We start from the raw sequence: 17890 nt of genomic DNA, 5'->3' as shown, positions 1-17890 counted from the left end.
CACAAATTCTAATTGCGGTTGCCATTAAACCTTTTTTATTTTGATTTATTAGTTTTAGCGTGTTACTTTTATAACATCTAAACAAAAAACCCAACAACTAATGAATCAAAAGCTATTAATATATTCTGCTTTAATTTTAAGTTTGAATAGCTTCGCACAAAAAAAAGCCATTAAATTATTTGATACTAACTTAAGTCATTTTGAAAAATGGAACGGTGTTCCGCATGAAACAGTAAAAAACTTACCCGAAGGCACTTACCAATCTACCAACGTACACAACGGCACACCACTAGGTTTAAATAACGATATTAAGAATGTTTTTACAATAATTACTGAAAACAACCAACCTGTTTTAAAAATTACCGGCGAAATTTACGGTGGCTTAACTACTAAAGCTTCTTTTGAAAATTATCACCTAAGTGTTATGTTTAAGTGGGGCGATAAAAAATGGGAACCAAGATTAAATGCTAAACGCGATAGCGGAATTTTATACCATTGCTACGGAGAACACGGGCGTTTTTGGAAAACTTGGAAAACATCACTTGAATACCAAGTTCAAGAAAGTGATATTGGCGATTTTATTCCAATTTCTGGCAATACTGCAACACCCAATGTAGGCGGACCAAAAGTTGAAATTAGAGGCGATTTTTCTAAAATAAAAAAGTTTGATCCAAAATCTAATATCTATTCAGATGGTAGTGGTTACATTCAAGCCTCAATGGAACCCGATGCTCCTCATGGTCAATGGAATCATTTAGAAATTTACGTAATAGGTAATGATGCTGTACATATTGTTAATGGTCATATTGTAATGGTTGTTGAAAACGCCATAAACCCAGAAACAGGCAAACCTTTAACTAGTGGCCAAATACAAATACAATCGGAAGCTGCCGAGTGTTATTATAAAGACTTAACCATTACACCAATAAAAAAATTCCCTAAAAACATTAGAAAAAACGTTAAGTTTAAATAAGTTTTAAAAAACTATAATAGTTTAAAAACCTTTGTATAAAATAAATACAAAGGTTTTTTTTATTGCTTTATCATATTTTTAACTACATTTGAATAAATTTTTAAGTAAGCTTAAAAATAATTTAAAGCAAATTAAATGTCTGTAGCTATTGAAAACTTTGTAAAAGCCATTTACAAAAACGGAAAAAGTAATACAAACAATACTAAGCCTGGTAATATTGCCAAAGCATTAAATATTTCTAGCGCCGCAGCCACCGATATGGCTCAAAAACTTGCCGCTAAAGATATTATAGTCTATCAAAAATATCAGCCTTTAAAACTTACAGAAAAGGGCAATAAAATGGCCTTGACAATTGTGCGTAAACATAGGTTATGGGAAAGTTTATTGTTTAAATTGTTCGATTTATCATTACATGATATTCATAGAGAAGCCGAATTATTAGAGCACCAAACCTCTGATTTGTTAGCTGAAAAAATAAGTGAATATTTAGGCAATCCTAAATTTGATCCGCATGGAGACCCTATACCAAATGCCAATGGCGACATTACTACAGTAGATACATCTATGCCGCTTTCAAAAGCTTCAGAAGGTAAAAGTTATATTATTTCTAGGCTATTAAGTACAGATAAGGAATTTTTCGATTTCTGTTCGGCAAATGCTTTAAAATATGGTAACACCATTCAAGTGTCAAAACAATTTACAAGTAGTAAAATGACACAAATTTCAATAAATAATAATACTATCGTACTTAACAGCGATTTCACAAATATCATATACGTTAATGAAAACAATTAAAATGTTTTTCATATTAAATAGTATTTTACTAACTACTATAAATGCTCAAAATATTAAGGGTAAGGTTACCCATAAAAATGAAGCACTTCCTTTTGTAAACGTATATTTAAAAGGCACTAGCAAAGGAAATGCTTCAAATGAAGAGGGTGCTTTTAAAATACAAAACGTTTCCGCAGGAAATTATACACTTGTGGCATCGTTTACAGGTTTTAAAACGGTTGAAAAACAAATTACCATAAAAAATGATGAAACGCTTACCGTAAATTTTAATTTAGAAGAAGCGCAACTTTTAAACGAAGTTATTGTTACAGGAACTCTAAAAGCAGTGTCACGATTAGAAAGTCCTGTACCTGTTGAAGTGTACGCCCCTACATTCTTTAAAAAAAACCCAACAGCAAATGTTTTTGAAGCTTTGCAAAACGTAAATGGTGTACGCCCGCAACTTAATTGTAATGTTTGTAACACAGGCGACATACACATTAATGGTCTTGAAGGCCCTTACACTCTGGTTTTAATAGATGGTATGCCTATTGTAAGTGGCTTATCTACTGTTTATGGTTTATCGGGAATTCCTAATTCATTAATTGAGCAAGTTGAAGTGGTAAAAGGTCCTGCATCATCGCTATACGGTAGCGAAGCAGTTGGTGGTTTAATTAATATTATCACCAAATTACCCGAACATGCTCCCACGTTTTTTTATGATAGTTTTGTAACAGGTTGGGGCGAAGCTAATTTTGATGTTGGTTTTAAATCGAAAGTCGGAAAAAAAGCTACAGTTTTAGTTGGTGCCAATTATTTTAAATACGCTAACCCAATTGATAATAATAATGATAATTTTACCGATGTAACCTTACAAGATCGCATTTCGGTATTTCAAAAATGGAATTTTAAACGAAAAAACAATCGTTTATTTTCACTTGCAGGTCGTTATTTTTATGAAGACCGCTGGGGTGGCGAAATGCAATGGAACCCAACATTTCGTGGTGGTAATGAGGTTTACGGCGAAAGCATTTACACTTCGCGTTTCGAGCTGTTAGGAAACTACCAATTACCAACTCATGAAAAAATTAATGTTCAGTTTTCATATTCCGATCACGACCAAAATTCAGTTTACGGTAATACACCATATTTAGCCAAACAACGCATTGGTTTTGGTCAACTTATTTGGGATAAACCTTTAAAAAATCACGATTTACTTTTTGGACTCGCAGCACGCTATAATTATTATAACGATAATACGCCTGCAACCACAACATCAGATGAAATAGTAATTCCTTCAATTTTTATTCAAGATGAAATTGCTATAGCAAAAAAACACCATTTGCTTTTAGGTGCCCGTTATGATTATGATGATAGGCATGGCGCTATTTTTACACCACGAATAGCATACCGCTTTAAACCTACTGATGATGATATTTTAAGACTAAATGCCGGTACCGGTTTTAGGGTTGTAAATTTATTTACAGAAGACCACGCAGCATTAACGGGCTCTCGCGATGTTGTTATTGAAGAAGCCCTAAACCCAGAACAATCATACAACATTAACCTAAATTATTTAAAGAAAATTTACACTAAAACAGGACAAATAATCACTGTTGATGCATCGGCTTGGTACACACATTTTACAAATGCTATAATACCAGATTATGATACGAACCCAAACCAAATTATTTACGATAATTTAAATGGACATTCAACCTCAAAAGGTATGAGTTTAAATATTGATGCCGTTTTAGGCAGCGGTATTAAAGCATCTATTGGCGGCACACTTCAAGATGTATCGCAAACCGAAAATAACATTACTACCCAACAAATTTTAACCGAGCGTTATACAGGTGTTTGGTCTCTGTCATACAAACATTATCCAAGCAATATTACTATAGATTATACCGGTAATATTTACGGCCCTATGCGCTTACCAACACTAGGCGATTTAGATCCGCGTAGCGATTATTCACCAACTTGGAGCATTCAAAACATTCAATTAACCTACACCAGTAAAGCTAATTTAGAATTCTATTTAGGTGTAAAAAACCTATTAAATTGGACACCCAATGAAGGCAACCCGTTTATAATAGCCAGAAGTCAAGATCCTTTTGATAAAAATGTACAATTTAATGCCCAAGGCAATGTAATACCAACAAGTAATAACCCGTATGCATTAACTTTTGACCCGTCGTATGTATATGCTCCAAACCAAGGGCGACGCTTATTTTTAGGATTACGATACACCATAAATTAATATTAAAATGAATACCAATATGAAAAAAGTAGTTTTAATCTTATGTGTTTTAAGTATGGTTTTTAGCTGTAAAAGCAACAAAAAATCATCAGGAAAACTACAAATAGTAACCACAACCACCATGATTACCGATTTGGTTAAAAATATTGGTGGCGATGTTGTAGACATAAAAGGTTTAATGGGAAGCGGTGTAGATCCGCACCTATACAAAGCCAGCGAAGGCGATGTTACCAAGTTAGCCAATGCCGATATAATCTTTTATAACGGTTTACATTTAGAAGGTAAGTTGGTTGAAGTTTTTGAAAAAATGAAAAACAAAAAAACCATTGCTATTGCCAATGCTTTAGATAAAAACACATTAATTGGCTCTGAGTATTTTGCATCAAACTATGATCCGCACATTTGGTTTAACATCGATTATTGGTTACAAGCAGGAGCTTTTGTAACGAAAACCCTTGAAGTTGAATTACCCGAACAAGCAGAAACTTTCAGAAAAAATTGGGAAAGTTATCATGCGCAATTAGTAACTTTAAAACAGGAAATTTCAGGAATAATTGAAACGCTTCCGCAGGAAAAACGCATATTGGTAACAGCACATGATGCGTTTAACTATTTCGGAAAATCGTTTCATTTTGAAGTTGTAGGCTTACAAGGTTTATCAACAGCAACCGAAGCTGGTGTGCAAGACGTACAAAAGCTCGCAGCCTTTATTATTGAGAATAAGGTGAATGCTATTTTTGTAGAAAGCTCGGTACCCAAACGCACCATTGAAGCTTTGCAAGCCGCAGTAAAATCGAAAAATCACGAGGTTGCTATTGGCGGAACTTTATATTCTGATGCATTAGGAACAACAGCAACAGTAGAAGGCACGTATATTGGCATGTACAAGTATAATGTAAAAACTATTATTGAAGCACTAAAAGCCTCGAACGAGTAGAGTAATCTACAACTGTTCCTTGTGTTTAAACTAAAAAAAGCAAAAAGTAAAGTCCCAAATCAATTCTTTTGAATTGAAAGTCAAGGCGCAGAATAGATGAAGAAAAGCTCCGAAATCGGGAGAACGGCGTTCGACGCGGAGTTTTCAAATCGGTTTTTATTTCGATTTTTTTATCGAAATAAAAAATTCCTCGACTTGAATGTCCTTTTTTGATTCGTTTTTTGGACAAGCAAAAAATGAATGAAACAAAATAAAAAAACAAACAGTCAACAGAACAATAGGTTATGATTGATAATAAAAATAAAGCAACACCAATAGCTGTAAAAGTAGACGACCTTACTGTAGCCTACAATTACAAACCGGTGCTTTGGGATATCGATTTAGAAATTCCCGAAGGCGTTCTTATGGCTATTGTTGGGCCCAACGGTGCCGGAAAATCAACCCTAATAAAATCTATTTTAGGTATTTTAAAACCTATTGCTGGAAGTGTTTCCATTTACGGCAAGCCATACGATAAGCAACGAAAATTAGTAGCCTACGTTCCTCAAAAAGGCAGTGTAGATTGGGATTTTCCTACCACAGCACTCGATGTTGTTATGATGGGAACTTACGGCAATTTGGGTTGGATAAAACGCCCAGGGCAAAAACAAAAAAAAGAAGCGCTTGAAGCTTTAGAAAAAGTTGGTATGCTTCCTTTTAAAAACCGACAAATAAGTCAGTTATCTGGCGGCCAGCAACAACGTATATTTTTAGCCAGAGCCTTGGTGCAAAATGCCTCAATTTATTTTATGGATGAACCGTTTCAAGGTGTAGATGCCACCACCGAAATAGCCATTATAAACATTTTAAAAGCCTTACGAAAAGCCGGAAAAACAGTAATTGTTGTGCATCACGATTTGCAAACTGTTCCCGAATATTTCGATTGGGTAACCTTTTTAAACGTAAAAAAAATAGCCACAGGCCCAGTAAAAGATATATTTAACGACGATTATTTAACAAAAACCTATGGTATTAACTATAAAGTAAGTTTGCAGAAATAAATCTATAAAAAATAATTAATTGAACATTAAAGAATACATAGAACTTCTTTTTACAGACTACACACTGCGTACCATAACATTGGGCACAGCCATTTTAGGTGCGGTAACAGGTATGTTGGGCAGTTTTGCAGTATTACGAAAACAAAGTTTGTTGGGCGATGCTATTTCTCATGCTGCATTACCAGGTATAGCCATTGCTTTTTTATTAACCGGAACAAAAGATTCAAACATTTTATTAATTGGTGCTTTGGTTAGCGGCTTAATTGGCACGTTCTGGATTCGAGGCATTGTTAAAAAAACGCATTTAAAATCCGATACTGCTTTAGGTTTAATTCTATCCTTGTTTTTTGGTTTCGGTATGTTACTACTCACGTTTATTCAAAAACAACCCAATGCCAATCAAGCAGGATTAGATAAATATTTATTTGGTCAAGCCGCAACACTTGTTGAAAGCGATGTATGGCTTATGGCTTTAGTTTCAGGTATATGTTTACTGGTATTATTGTTTTTCTGGAAAGAGTTTAAAATACTTTTATTTGATGCCGATTATACCAAAACACTCGGTTTTAATACCAAGTTTATCGATGTTTTAATAACCTCGTTTATAGTTTTAGCCATTGTTTTAGGCTTGCAAACAGTTGGCGTAGTTTTAATGAGTGCTATGTTACTGGCGCCAGCAGCAGCAGCTCGCCAATGGACAAACAAACTAAGCACTATGGTGTTTTTAGCAGCTCTATTTGGTGCGTTTTCTGGTGTATTTGGAACTGCTATTAGCGCCACACAAAACAATTTATCTACTGGTCCGGTAATCGTTATAATCGCAGGTGTTTTTGTACTATTTTCGTTTGTATTTTCACCAAGCCGCGGATTACTATTTAAACAAATACGATTTATAAAAAACCGTCGCGATTTACAGCTTCATAAAACCCTAACGTTTATGTTTCATATCGCCGAAGATCACGATAATATTTCACATCCGCATGCTATTAAAATTTTAAATAATTTCCACGGATACACCCGCGGAACACTTCAAAAACTAGAAAAAAAGAATTTTGTAAAGTTAGATGGAAACATGTGGAGCTTAACCGAAGAAGGTTACAAAACGGCTTCAAATTTATACAATCAGCAAAACAAAACCAATGAGTAACGCACAATTAGAAATACAACTTATTGCAAGTATTGTTGCAATTGCTTGCGCTATTCCGGGTACATTTTTGGTGCTTCGTAAAATGGCCATGATAAGCGATGCTATTAGCCATTCTATTTTACCAGGCATAGTCATTGGTTTTTTTATTACCCAAGATTTAAATTCGCCATTACTTATTTTACTAGCTGCATTAACCGGCATTATAACCGTTGTTTTAGTAGAATACATTCAAAAAACGGGTTTAGTAAAAGAAGATACCGCTATTGGTTTAGTATTCCCAACCTTATTTAGTGCTGGTGTTATTTTAATTGCTAAAAATGCTAACGATGTCCATTTAGATGTCGATGCTGTTTTACTTGGCGAACTCGCCTTTGCACCTTTCGATAGAATGGTAATTTCTGGTGCAGATGTTGGTCCGAAATCCTTATGGATTATCGGTAGCATTCTAATTATTACCATCGCACTACTTTTTACCTTTTTTAAAGAACTTAAAGTAAGCACTTTTGATGTTGGTTTAGCAGCTTCACTTGGGTTTTCGCCGGCTGTAATTCATTACGGACTCATGACAGTCTCATCTATTACAACCGTTGGAGCTTTTGATGCCGTTGGAGCCATTTTAGTAGTTGCTTTAATGATTGCGCCACCCGCAACAGCCTACTTATTAACTACCAATTTAAAAAAGATGCTTTTGTACTCGGTTGGTTTTGGTGTGTTTTCGGCTATTTCTGGCTATTGGTTAGCACATGGTTTAGATGCTTCCATATCTGGCTCCATAACCACCATGTTAGGCATCATCTTTTTATTGGTGTATTTATTTGCTCCAAACAAAGGTGTTATTGCTGTTTTATACCGCGAAAAACAACAACGCACCGAAGTACTTTTACTAACGTTTTTATTGCATTTAAAAAATCATACCGATGAAAGAGAGCGCCATGTAAACCACTTAAACGAACATATAAATTGGCAAAAAGTAAGAAGTAAAACCGTGTTAGATTTAGCTTTAAAAAACAATATGATTAAGTTTAATAAAAACATTGTGTCGTTGACCGAAAAAGGCGACGCTTTTACTTCGCAAGCCATTGATTATATCATTACCAACGAAGATGCTCAAATTGAAGACATGAAAGATGATTTCTTTTTGTTTAGAGGATAATAATATCTATTCTTGATTTGGTTGGAGATATTTGATAAATTGTAAAACTATATTCAATTCTTAGAAGTATTAATTAGTTCTTCCTATTAAAAAAATAAAAATTTTTACCTTTATTTCATGGCACAACACAACGAATTAGGTAAAAAAGGCGAACAACTAGCGGTTGATTTTCTTATTGAAAACAATTACAATATTATTGAGCGCAACTACCGTTTTAACAAAGCCGAAGTTGATATAATTGCTTCAAAAAAAGACATACTTGCTATTATTGAGGTAAAAACCCGGTCTAACACAGATTTTGGTAATCCGCAAGATTTTGTAAAACCAAAACAAATAAAAAATTTAGTAAAAGCGGTTGATGAGTATGTAACCGTTAATAGCTTAAACGTTGAAGTACGTTTTGATATTATTGCTATTGTGAAAGACAACAAAACCTTTAAAATTGAACATTTAAAGGATGCTTTTTATCATTTTTAATGCTACTATTCTTCTTGAAAAAACTTTATAAAGGCATCAAAATCTTCTGGTTTAGCAATAATTTTTTTGTCTTTATCTAAAACAAAATAGGTTGGTGTGGCTGTTACAGCATAATCATCGCCTATAGGATTATCCCATTTTCCTTCACCGTAAACATGTATAAAATCTGGATAATCATAAGTTAAACTTTTCCATTTATAAGGTTCATTTTCTAAAGCTACAGCAACTACTTTTACATTTGTTTGAGACTTCATAAACTTTTGTAACATAGGAATTTCATCTAAACAATGTGAGCAAGCACTGCTCCAAAAAACAATAACATATTTATCTGAACCTTGAAGTTCAGTTAGTTTTTTAGTTACTTTTTTTCCGTTTTGTGTTATTTCAATATCAAAATCTGGTGCAACTTTACCAAGTGATAAATTTTCAAAAGTTATCAAACTATTTACAAGCTCTTGGTCATTTAAGGCTACTGCAATATCCATTAAATACGTTTCTGAAATATAATTAGCTACAGCTTCTTGGTTTAAATCTACCATTTGCTGCCATAAACTTACCAACAAAATACGTTTTACTTTGTTGTGTGCAGGTTTCATAGCGTTAGCTACCGTGTTAATGTTTGCTTTATAATTTTCAACTTCGTTTTTAGCATCGGTATTCATACCAAAAACATAGTTTAGCATTTTTTCTTCTAAAATATTAGAGCTTTGCAAGGTTTTGTTGGTAAAATCTACATAATCAAAATAATGCTTTTTTAAATTATTAATGTAGGTTTTTACATTTTCAAAAGTTGAGGGAATGTATGGCTTATTTGCTTTTATGAAGTTTAAAACTATAAGATCTTTAGCGGCTTCTTCATAGCTTTTTTGTGTTTTTCTTTGGGTATCAAAAATTTTAAGAAGTGCTAATGTATCTTTACTTTTTTCAGCGTAAAACTTGCCAATACTATGCGTAACCATAGACATGCTATTGGTGTATGATGTGAGTAATTTGTTTTCAACAGATTTTTGAAATTTTACGCCTGTTTCAGAGTTAAATGTAAGTTCAATATCTTCATTTTTGTTGTAAATAATATCAAAATTATAATCTTCTTGCGGTATGGCATACACTAACCTATACATGCCTTTTGTGGCTGTAGAGTCTAATTTTAACTGAAACGTACCATCTGTATTTACACTAGCATTTGTAATGTATTGTGAAACTGTTGGTGTTACTTTGTAAAGAAGCGCAATTTTATAATCTTCGGGAGGTGAAAACTTACCTTTAATTGTGTGTTGCCCCCAAACTATTGCGGGAAATATTAATAGTGATAGAATAAGTTTTAAACAGTGTTTCATATTATTTTTTAGGCAATAATTACGCCATAATTGGTTTTAATAATGTTAAAGCTTTTTGTACTGAGTTTACTGCATTAAAGGTAAGTATTAATCTTAAGCCTTGACGTGTTTCTTTCTCTTTCATTTTGCAAATATTAGGATGTGTTTGCACGTATTTTAAAACATTTGTAAACGTGTTACTTTGATAAAAACTACTTTGTTGGTTGCTTATAAAATACCCTATAAGTTTACCTTTTTTCATTATTATTTTTTCAAAACCTATTTTGGTTGCTAACCACTTTATTTTGACACTGTTTAACAAATCGGTCACTTGTGGTGGTAATTCCCCAAACCTATCAATTAAATCATTTTCAAACCTTGTTAGTTCTTCTTCGGTTTCAAGTTCATTAAGTTTGGTGTATAAACTTAATCTTTCTGCAATATTATTTATATAGCTATCAGGAAATAGCAATTCAAAATCTGTATCAATAGTTACATCTTTTACGTATGTTTTGTTTTCTTCGGGTGTATCATATAAATCTTTAAACTCATTTTCTTTAAGTTCTTCAATAGCCTCGTTTAATATTTTTTGGTAGGTATCAAAACCTATTTCATTTATAAATCCGCTTTGTTCACCACCCAACAAATCGCCAGCACCACGAATTTCAAGGTCTTTCATTGCAATGTTAAATCCGCTACCTAAATCTGTAAATTGTTCTAAGGCTGAAATACGTTTACGGGCATCTTCAGTCATGGCACTATATTCTGGTGTAATAAAATAACAGAATGCTTTTTTATTGCTTCGGCCAACACGACCGCGCATTTGGTGCAAATCACTCAACCCAAAATTATTGGCATTATTTATAAAAATGGTATTGGCATTGGGCACATCTAAACCACTTTCAATAATGGTGGTACTAACTAAAACATCAAAACCGCCATCCATAAATTGTAGCATAAGTTCTTCTAGCTTTTTGCCTTCCATTTGCCCATGGCCCACGCCTATTTTTGCATCGGGCACTAAACGCTGAATCATGCCTGCAACTTCTTTTATGTTTTCAATACGGTTGTGAATAAAAAATATTTGTCCGCCACGTTCAATTTCATAGCTTACGGCATCACGAATGGTTTCTTCGTTAAAACGAATAACATGACTTTCAATTGGGTAACGGTTTGGTGGCGGTGTTGTAATAACCGATAAATCACGCGCTGCCATTAAACTAAACTGAAGCGTTCTTGGTATTGGTGTTGCGGTTAATGTTAACACATCAACGTTTTCTTTTATGGTTTTTAGTTTTTCTTTTACGGCAACTCCAAATTTTTGTTCTTCGTCAACAATTAAAAGACCTAAATCTTTAAATTTCACGTTTTTGTTTACCAATTGGTGTGTGCCAATAATAATATCTACACCTCCTTTTTCTAACTGCTCTAAAGTTTCACGTTTTTGTTTGGCAGTTCTAAAACGGTTTACATAATCTACCGTTACAGGAAAATCTTTTAAACGTTTTCTAAACGTGCGTGCATGTTGGTATGCTAAAATGGTTGTAGGCACCAAAACGGCTACTTGTTTACCATTATCTACCGCTTTAAAAGCAGCACGAATGGCTACCTCTGTTTTACCAAAACCAACATCGCCGCAAATAAGTCTATCCATTGGGCGCTCGCTTTCCATATCGGCTTTAATATCGGCCGTTGCGGTACTTTGGTCTGGTGTGTCTTCATAAATAAAAGACGCTTCTAATTCATGCTGCATATAACTATCTGGCTTGTATTGATAGCCTTTTTCGGTTTTACGCTTTGCATAAAGTTTTATAAGGTTAAAAGCAATGTGTTTTACTTTTGCTTTTGTTTTTTGTTTTAAGGTTTTCCAAGCATTGCTACCTAGTTTGTATACCTTTGGTGGCTTGCCATCTTTACCATTATATTTTGTTATTTTATGAAGTGAATGTATGCTTAAATACAGCACATCGCGCTCTCCATAAATAAGCTTTATTGCCTCTTGTTTTTTGCCTTCAACATCAATTTTTTGAAGTCCGCCAAAACGCCCAATACCATGATCAATATGTGTAACGTAATCTCCAATATCTAAATTAGTAAGCTCCTTTAAAGTTATGGCTTGCTTTTTGGCATAACCATTTTTTATACTGAATTTATGGTAACGTTCAAATATTTGATGATCGGTGTAACAAACTATTTTATTTTCATGATCTACAAAACCTTGATGTAGTGATAAAATTACTGTGTTATATGGTGCGACTTCTAAATTTGAATCATCAAAAATATCATGAAAGCGTTTAGCTTGTTGTTCACTAATACAAGCTATGTAATTTGTATAACCGTTGTTGTGGTTTGTATTTAAATCTTCAATTAACAAATTAAATTGTTTGTTGAAAGATGGTTGTGGTGCGGTATTAAACGCTAGGGTTTGATGCGTTTCTTTTGTTGAATTAGTAAAAATATTTTGCGTACCAAACTCTAATATTGAAAATTCTAAAAGTTGACTTTTTAATAATGCTGAATTACAAAATAATTCTTGTGGTTTACTATGTTTAATATCGGGCGAAAGGTTTGTAAATGCAGCCTCGGCTTTTTCAAAAAAATCATCAATTCTAGAAAAAAGCATATTGGCATTTTTTATACCAACCACTGTTTTTTGAGCTATGTATCTTAAAAAACTTTGGCGTCTTTCTTCTAAAAGTTTATTAGCAACATTAGGTATAATGTTTATTTTTTTAATTTGATTTATAGATAGTTGAGATGCTACATCAAATGTTCTAATACTGTCAACCTCATCACCAAAAAACTCTATACGGTAAGGTTCATCATTTGAGAACGAAAACACATCTACAATACCACCACGCACAGAAAACTCACCAGGTTCTGTTACAAAATCTACGCGTTTAAATTTGTATTCAAACAATACTTCATTTACAAAATCTATTGATAAGTTATCGGCTACAGCAATTTTAAGGGTGTTACGCTCAAGCTCTTTACGGGTAACTACTTGCTCAAAAAGCGCATCGGGGTAGGTTACTATTAATGCTGGTTTTTTTTGTGAATTTATACGGTTTAAAACCTCGGCACGTAATAGTACATTGGCGTTATCTGTTTCTTCTATTTGATACGGCCTACGGTAACTGCCTGGATAGAAAAGCACATCAGTTTTATCGCAGAGTTGCTCAAAATCGTTTAGGTAATGTGCGGCTTCTTCTTTATCATCAAATACTAATAGAAATGGTTTTTTTGCCTGCTTAAATGCGTTGGCAATTACAAATGATAATGATGAGCCTACAAGGCCTTTTAAATGTGTTTTTGATTGTTTTTGGGCAATAGCATCTTGCAGATTATGCGTTTGCAAAACCTGTAAATAGGCTTGAGAAATATGGGTTTTACTCACCTAATTATGTTTTTAAAACTGCAAAGATAAGGCTTGTACTTTATTTTAAGTAATATACGGGGTTAAAATACATGGGTTATTGGGTTATGTTTGCGTTAGGGATTGAGCGGTGTGTTTGAGCTCGCTGACGCAGGAGGCAGCGAGTAGCGAAAGCCCGCCCGCAGGGAACGCCCAAAAAATTGTTTTTTTAAGCTACATTTATTAAAAAAATATGTAGGTTTGCAGCACTTAAAAAATTGATAATTATGTCGTTTTCAGATTTATTTGACAGTGGTTTTAAAAAGCGTAATGAGAGCCATTTTGCTTCTATTGTAAGAGTTGCCATGGCCGATGGTGTGATTACTGATGATGAGCGTGCTTTTTTAGATAGATTAGCTAATAGATTGGATATTAGTGAGGTTGATTATAAAATTATTTTGAAGGATTATGCTAAACATCCTATTAATCCGCCGGCGTCTTACGATTTGCGTTTAGAGCGTTTATATGACCTTGTTAGAATGGTTTATGTTGATGATATTCATGGTGAAGCTGAAGATACTTTACTTAACAAAATTGCAGTAGGTTTAGGTTTTCATGCGGTTAATGTTAAGTATATTATTGATAAGGCCTCAACGCTTGTTAAACAAGGGGCTGACCTTGATACGTTTGTTGATGCTATTAAAAATATGAATAGATAGTTTTTTAAACTTTAAAATAATAAAAAAGCGAAACCAAATAGGTTTCGCTTTTTTGTTTGCTTATTGTTGATTAAAGTTTAGTTCCAGCTTTCATCAATTACTTGTTGTATTTGTGGGTATTGAGCGTCATTTTCTTTTACTTCCTCTCTTAACTTTTTAAGCCTGCTTTTTAAATTGGTAATTATTGAAGCATATTGTGGGTCATCATACCTATTATCCATTTCATTGGGGTCTTTATTTAAATCATAAAACTCCCAAGCTACTGGTGTAACAAAATCTGACATTGATTCTGGGTTGTGTGCCCATTTTTGTTCACCGGAATCTCTATTTACTAAATAATCGCGCCCATAGAAAAAGATAAGTTTATAGTCTTTAGTTCTAATACCAAAATGAGCAGGGTTGTTATGCTTGTGTGCCATGTGCATCCAGTACCTGTAGTATGTGTCTTGTTTCCAACCCTTGGGTTCTTGGGTTGTTTCTAAAATTGATTTAAAACTTGCTCCTTGCATATAATCTGGTGTTTTACCGCCTGCCATATCTATAATTGTTGGTGCAAAATCAGTATTATTTATTATGGCATTTGACCGTGAACCTGCTTTTATTGTTTTTGGATAGCGTACTAAAAATGGCATTCTTTGAGATTCTTCATACATCCATCGTTTATCAATATAATCGTGTTCACCTAACATGAAACCTTGATCTCCGGTGTACATAATTATTGTGTTATCTAAAAGGCCTTCTTCTTCTAAATAATCTAATAGGCGTTTTACATTATCATCAACACCTTTTACACATCTTAAATAGCGTTTTAAATATTCTTGGTATGCTAATTCTTTATACTTCGGGTCTGGTATATTGGGGTCTATATTCATATGCATTCCCATGTTTCTTATTACATTTCTATGCCCTATGGATGAGCCTATTGTATCAGTTAATGAGTTATTAATACCGCGGGTAGCAATAGAGCCGTTATTTGCATTATACCACATACTTGACGGCTCTGGGATAACATGATCTTTTAAATATGTTTCATATCTGGGTGCATATTCAAAAAAATCATGGGGTGCTTTAAAGTGGTGCATTAAAAAGAAAGGCTTGGTTTTATCTCTTTTGTTTTTAAGCCAATCTAAAGATATATCTGTAATTACATCTGATGAATGCCCTTGATATTTTGTGGCATTAACCTCTCTAACTAAATCGGCTTCAAACCTAATTTTTGTTTTTGTACCACCATCTCTACTGTAAAGGGTTGGATTAAAATAATCACCTTGACCTGGTAAAACGTTATAATAATCAAAAGCTTCTGGCGCATGTTTTAAATGCCATTTACCTACCATGGCTGTTTGATAGCCTTGTTTTTTTACTTCAATTGGCAAATATTGTTTATCTGCTGAAAGCGCTCCACTTAAATCTACAACACCATTAACCTGCCCGTATTGACCTGTTAATATACTGGCTCTTGATGGTGTACAAATGGAATTAGTACAAAAAACATTTTCTAATAAAATACCTTCTGTTGCTAACCTATCTATAGTTGGTGTTGGGTTTAATGATGCTAACCTTTTACCATAAGCACCAATGGCTTGCGAGGTATGATCATCTGCCATAATATAAATAATGTTTGGCTTTTCTATTATAGTTTCGTTTTTACATGAAAATAGTACTGATGCTAGTACTATTGGCATTAGGTTTTTTAGTGTTTTAAACGTCATTGTTTTACAAGTTGATTATTAATTTAAAGATATAACTTATTTAATTTTTAAAGCCGTTTTTACAATATTTATAAATGCACCGAAGCAAAACACTCCGGTGCATTTTCAAACTAAAACTCAAAAGCTAACTTATATATTAATGCTTTTGAATTTTAGGAGGATTTTATTGTTAAAATAATTTTAATAGTGAAAACAATATTACATTTAAATTTGACATTTACTCATAACCTGGATTTTCAACTAAAGCAGGACTTCTCTGTATTCTAGCCAGCCCAATAGGAAAATAATAATGGTGCTCTTCAAATATTCTATCCCAACTATCAGTAGCTGTTCCTGTTGTAGTATGAATTATTTCATACATTCCTGGGTTATCATAATCTTTTCGCCATCTAACACCAGTATACTTATTGCCTTTACTAGCTCTACGATCTAACTCTATGTGAGCTATACGCCACCTGCGCAAATCCCAATAACGATGCTGCTCAAATGCTAATTCTACAGCCCTTTCATTTTGAATAACTGACCAATTTATGGTTAATTTATCAGGCATATTTACACGTCTTCTAATTCTATTTAACGCCTCTAAACCTTCACTATCACGACCTAAAGCATACGCCGCTTCTGCAAGATTTAAATACATTTCTCCTAAGCGGAAAACCATATAATCAGTTCCACCTTGCCCTCTTGAAGGGCCTACTAAAAATTGTTCGTTACATCTTTTTCTATTGAACATTCCTGTTCGTTCAATATCTCTTGACGGACCTTTTGCAGGAACATCAATACCGTCAATATTTGATGTTTCTAAAACGCCATTAACATACAAGCCCTCATGCATCCATACAGTTTGACCACCGTATTCAACTTCTGGTAAGAAAATATTGGCTCTACATCTAGGATCTTTTCTTCCTATAAAGTTATCCATATCATGAAATACACCTGGTACTAATGTAGACCTATCAAGTGTGCCTGGTGTACCATCAATGTATTCATACATTTCGAAAGTTTCTAGATAGGTATTTAAAAATGTAGTTCCACTCACTACTGCCGGTGCACACCAGCGCTCCCAATCTTCTGGCCTTGCGCCTTGTCCTCCAAAAACCTCAGTGAAGATGGCCTCATTATTGTTTCCTAATTCAGCATCTTTAGTAAACAAATCATAATATAAGTTTTCAGCTTCTTCAAAAGAGCTAGGATTATCTCCATACAATGTAAACGGACCTTCATTAATTATTTTTTTAGAAGCATCATAGGATAATTGCCAATATTTATCTGGATTGCTGATTCCTAACAATCCGTTTAATTGCATATTGCCAAACTCTCCAATACTGCCCGCATACAACATTGCCCTACTTTTTAAAGCTAATGCAGCCCAATGGGTAGGCCTTCCTCCTTGTTGCATTTTATCAGCCAAAAGTGACACTGCTAAATCACATTCTTCAGCAATAAAGTCATAGGTTTCTTCTTCAGAATTTCTAGGTATCTGCAATTCATCTAAGGCTAGGTCAAAGCTTTGTGGCTCAGTTATAATTGGTACGCCTCCATAACGTTTCACTTTTTGAAAATAAACCCAAGCTCTTAAAAAATGTAATTCGCCTATTCTAGTATCTGTATATTCTTGAGGCAATGTGTTACCTTCGCTTTTTAATTTAAAAATTACTTCATTAATTTCTCTTACTAAAGCCCAGTCCCAATATTCATTGGTTCCCTGCCCGCCAGTACCTAGCTCTGTAAATAAACCACGAGTAAATTGATAGCCCCCTGGCCACCCTCCAAATGTTCTACTGTAACCACCAGCACAGGCATCTACAACCAACCTACTTGGGTTTAAATCATTTGAGCCAGGTAAGAATCTTGCTCTAGCAAATAAATTTGCTACAACTAAATCAGTCAAAGTCTCGTCGTTAAAAACGCTATCTTCAGAAAAACGACCAACAGCTGTTCTTTCTAATGGATCTTCACATGATAAGACTATAATGCCTAATGTGAAAATTGCTATAAATAATTTTATTTTTTTCATAATATTT

At 33.9% G+C, this 17890-nt stretch carries 13 protein-coding genes; 9 read left to right on the top strand and 4 right to left on the bottom strand.

Annotation, left to right across the window (positions count from 1 at the left end; genetic code table 11):
- Positions 1 to 100: 100 nt before the first annotated feature.
- The 8 genes from FUA26_RS04765 (at position 101) to FUA26_RS04730 (ending at position 8764) form a co-directional block, all read left to right on the top strand.
- A complete protein-coding gene (locus FUA26_RS04765) occupies positions 101 to 973 on the top strand; it encodes a 3-keto-disaccharide hydrolase (RefSeq protein WP_147132271.1) in 873 nt (290 codons plus the stop codon).
- A 135-nt stretch (positions 974 to 1108) separates the two neighbouring features.
- Entirely contained in the window at positions 1109 to 1768 is a 660-nt protein-coding gene (locus FUA26_RS04760; RefSeq protein WP_147132268.1) for a metal-dependent transcriptional regulator, read from the top strand.
- Positions 1755 to 4010: a TonB-dependent receptor gene (locus tag FUA26_RS04755; RefSeq protein ID WP_147132266.1), complete on the top strand. Its 2256-nt coding sequence runs from the start codon at positions 1755 to 1757 to the stop codon at positions 4008 to 4010. The genes FUA26_RS04760 and FUA26_RS04755 overlap by 14 nt, the downstream gene beginning before the upstream one ends.
- Positions 4011 to 4029: 19 nt before the next feature.
- Positions 4030 to 4947, top strand: coding sequence for a metal ABC transporter solute-binding protein, Zn/Mn family (locus FUA26_RS04750; RefSeq protein WP_147132263.1), 918 nt, complete (start codon positions 4030 to 4032; stop codon positions 4945 to 4947).
- Between the two features lie 284 nt (positions 4948 to 5231).
- Complete coding sequence (locus FUA26_RS04745) at positions 5232 to 5987, top strand: metal ABC transporter ATP-binding protein (protein ID WP_147132260.1); 756 nt, start codon at positions 5232 to 5234, stop codon at positions 5985 to 5987.
- 19 nt (positions 5988 to 6006) lie between these two features.
- On the top strand, positions 6007 to 7134 hold the full coding sequence (locus tag FUA26_RS04740) for a metal ABC transporter permease (protein WP_147132257.1): 1128 nt from the start codon (positions 6007 to 6009) through the stop codon (positions 7132 to 7134).
- Positions 7127 to 8287, top strand: coding sequence for a metal ABC transporter permease (locus tag FUA26_RS04735; protein WP_147132255.1), 1161 nt, complete (start codon positions 7127 to 7129; stop codon positions 8285 to 8287). The genes FUA26_RS04740 and FUA26_RS04735 overlap by 8 nt, the downstream gene beginning before the upstream one ends.
- Positions 8288 to 8404: 117 nt before the next feature.
- Entirely contained in the window at positions 8405 to 8764 is a 360-nt protein-coding gene (locus FUA26_RS04730) for a YraN family protein (protein ID WP_147132252.1), read from the top strand.
- 5 nt (positions 8765 to 8769) lie between these two features.
- Here the strand turns inward: FUA26_RS04730 and FUA26_RS04725 are convergent, their stop codons facing one another.
- Both FUA26_RS04725 and mfd read right to left on the bottom strand, forming a co-directional pair.
- Positions 8770 to 10101, bottom strand: a complete 1332-nt coding sequence (locus FUA26_RS04725) for a TlpA family protein disulfide reductase (protein WP_147132249.1) — start codon at positions 10099 to 10101, stop codon at positions 8770 to 8772.
- Between the two features lie 19 nt (positions 10102 to 10120).
- On the bottom strand, positions 10121 to 13477 hold the full coding sequence (gene mfd / locus FUA26_RS04720) for a transcription-repair coupling factor (protein WP_147132246.1): 3357 nt from the start codon (positions 13475 to 13477) through the stop codon (positions 10121 to 10123).
- A 245-nt stretch (positions 13478 to 13722) separates the two neighbouring features.
- Here mfd and FUA26_RS04715 point away from each other — a divergent pair, with 245 nt between their 5' ends.
- The gene (locus tag FUA26_RS04715) at positions 13723 to 14154 is read left to right on the top strand and encodes a tellurite resistance TerB family protein (RefSeq protein ID WP_147132243.1); all 432 of its coding nucleotides are present in this window, start codon (positions 13723 to 13725) and stop codon (positions 14152 to 14154) included.
- 77 nt (positions 14155 to 14231) lie between these two features.
- Here the strand turns inward: FUA26_RS04715 and FUA26_RS04710 are convergent, their stop codons facing one another.
- Both FUA26_RS04710 and FUA26_RS04705 read right to left on the bottom strand, forming a co-directional pair.
- Positions 14232 to 15866: a sulfatase family protein gene (locus FUA26_RS04710; protein ID WP_147132240.1), complete on the bottom strand. Its 1635-nt coding sequence runs from the start codon at positions 15864 to 15866 to the stop codon at positions 14232 to 14234.
- Between the two features lie 217 nt (positions 15867 to 16083).
- Positions 16084 to 17883, bottom strand: coding sequence for a RagB/SusD family nutrient uptake outer membrane protein (locus FUA26_RS04705; RefSeq protein WP_186826856.1), 1800 nt, complete (start codon positions 17881 to 17883; stop codon positions 16084 to 16086).
- Positions 17884 to 17890 lie beyond the last annotated feature (7 nt).

The sequence above is a fragment of the Seonamhaeicola algicola genome, from assembly GCF_007997385.1.
In the GTDB taxonomy this organism is placed as follows: Bacteria; Bacteroidota; Bacteroidia; order Flavobacteriales; family Flavobacteriaceae; genus Seonamhaeicola; species Seonamhaeicola algicola.
This window is presented reverse-complemented; position numbering and strand designations above follow the sequence as displayed.

What these genes read in the sequence shown, in the direction of transcription:
- FUA26_RS04755 (WP_147132266.1), top strand. Translation starts at nt 1,755, where the DNA reads ATGAAAACAATTAAAATGTTTTTCATATTAAATAGTATTTTACTAACT.
- FUA26_RS04730 (WP_147132252.1), top strand. Translation starts at nt 8,405, where the DNA reads ATGGCACAACACAACGAATTAGGTAAAAAAGGCGAACAACTAGCGGTT.
- FUA26_RS04745 (WP_147132260.1), top strand. Translation starts at nt 5,232, where the DNA reads ATGATTGATAATAAAAATAAAGCAACACCAATAGCTGTAAAAGTAGAC.
- FUA26_RS04715 (WP_147132243.1), top strand. Translation starts at nt 13,723, where the DNA reads ATGTCGTTTTCAGATTTATTTGACAGTGGTTTTAAAAAGCGTAATGAG.
- FUA26_RS04725 (WP_147132249.1), bottom strand. Translation starts at nt 10,101, where the DNA reads ATGAAACACTGTTTAAAACTTATTCTATCACTATTAATATTTCCCGCA.
- FUA26_RS04760 (WP_147132268.1), top strand. Translation starts at nt 1,109, where the DNA reads ATGTCTGTAGCTATTGAAAACTTTGTAAAAGCCATTTACAAAAACGGA.
- FUA26_RS04705 (WP_186826856.1), bottom strand. Translation starts at nt 17,883, where the DNA reads ATGAAAAAAATAAAATTATTTATAGCAATTTTCACATTAGGCATTATA.
- FUA26_RS04735 (WP_147132255.1), top strand. Translation starts at nt 7,127, where the DNA reads ATGAGTAACGCACAATTAGAAATACAACTTATTGCAAGTATTGTTGCA.
- FUA26_RS04750 (WP_147132263.1), top strand. Translation starts at nt 4,030, where the DNA reads ATGAAAAAAGTAGTTTTAATCTTATGTGTTTTAAGTATGGTTTTTAGC.
- FUA26_RS04765 (WP_147132271.1), top strand. Translation starts at nt 101, where the DNA reads ATGAATCAAAAGCTATTAATATATTCTGCTTTAATTTTAAGTTTGAAT.
- FUA26_RS04710 (WP_147132240.1), bottom strand. Translation starts at nt 15,866, where the DNA reads ATGACGTTTAAAACACTAAAAAACCTAATGCCAATAGTACTAGCATCA.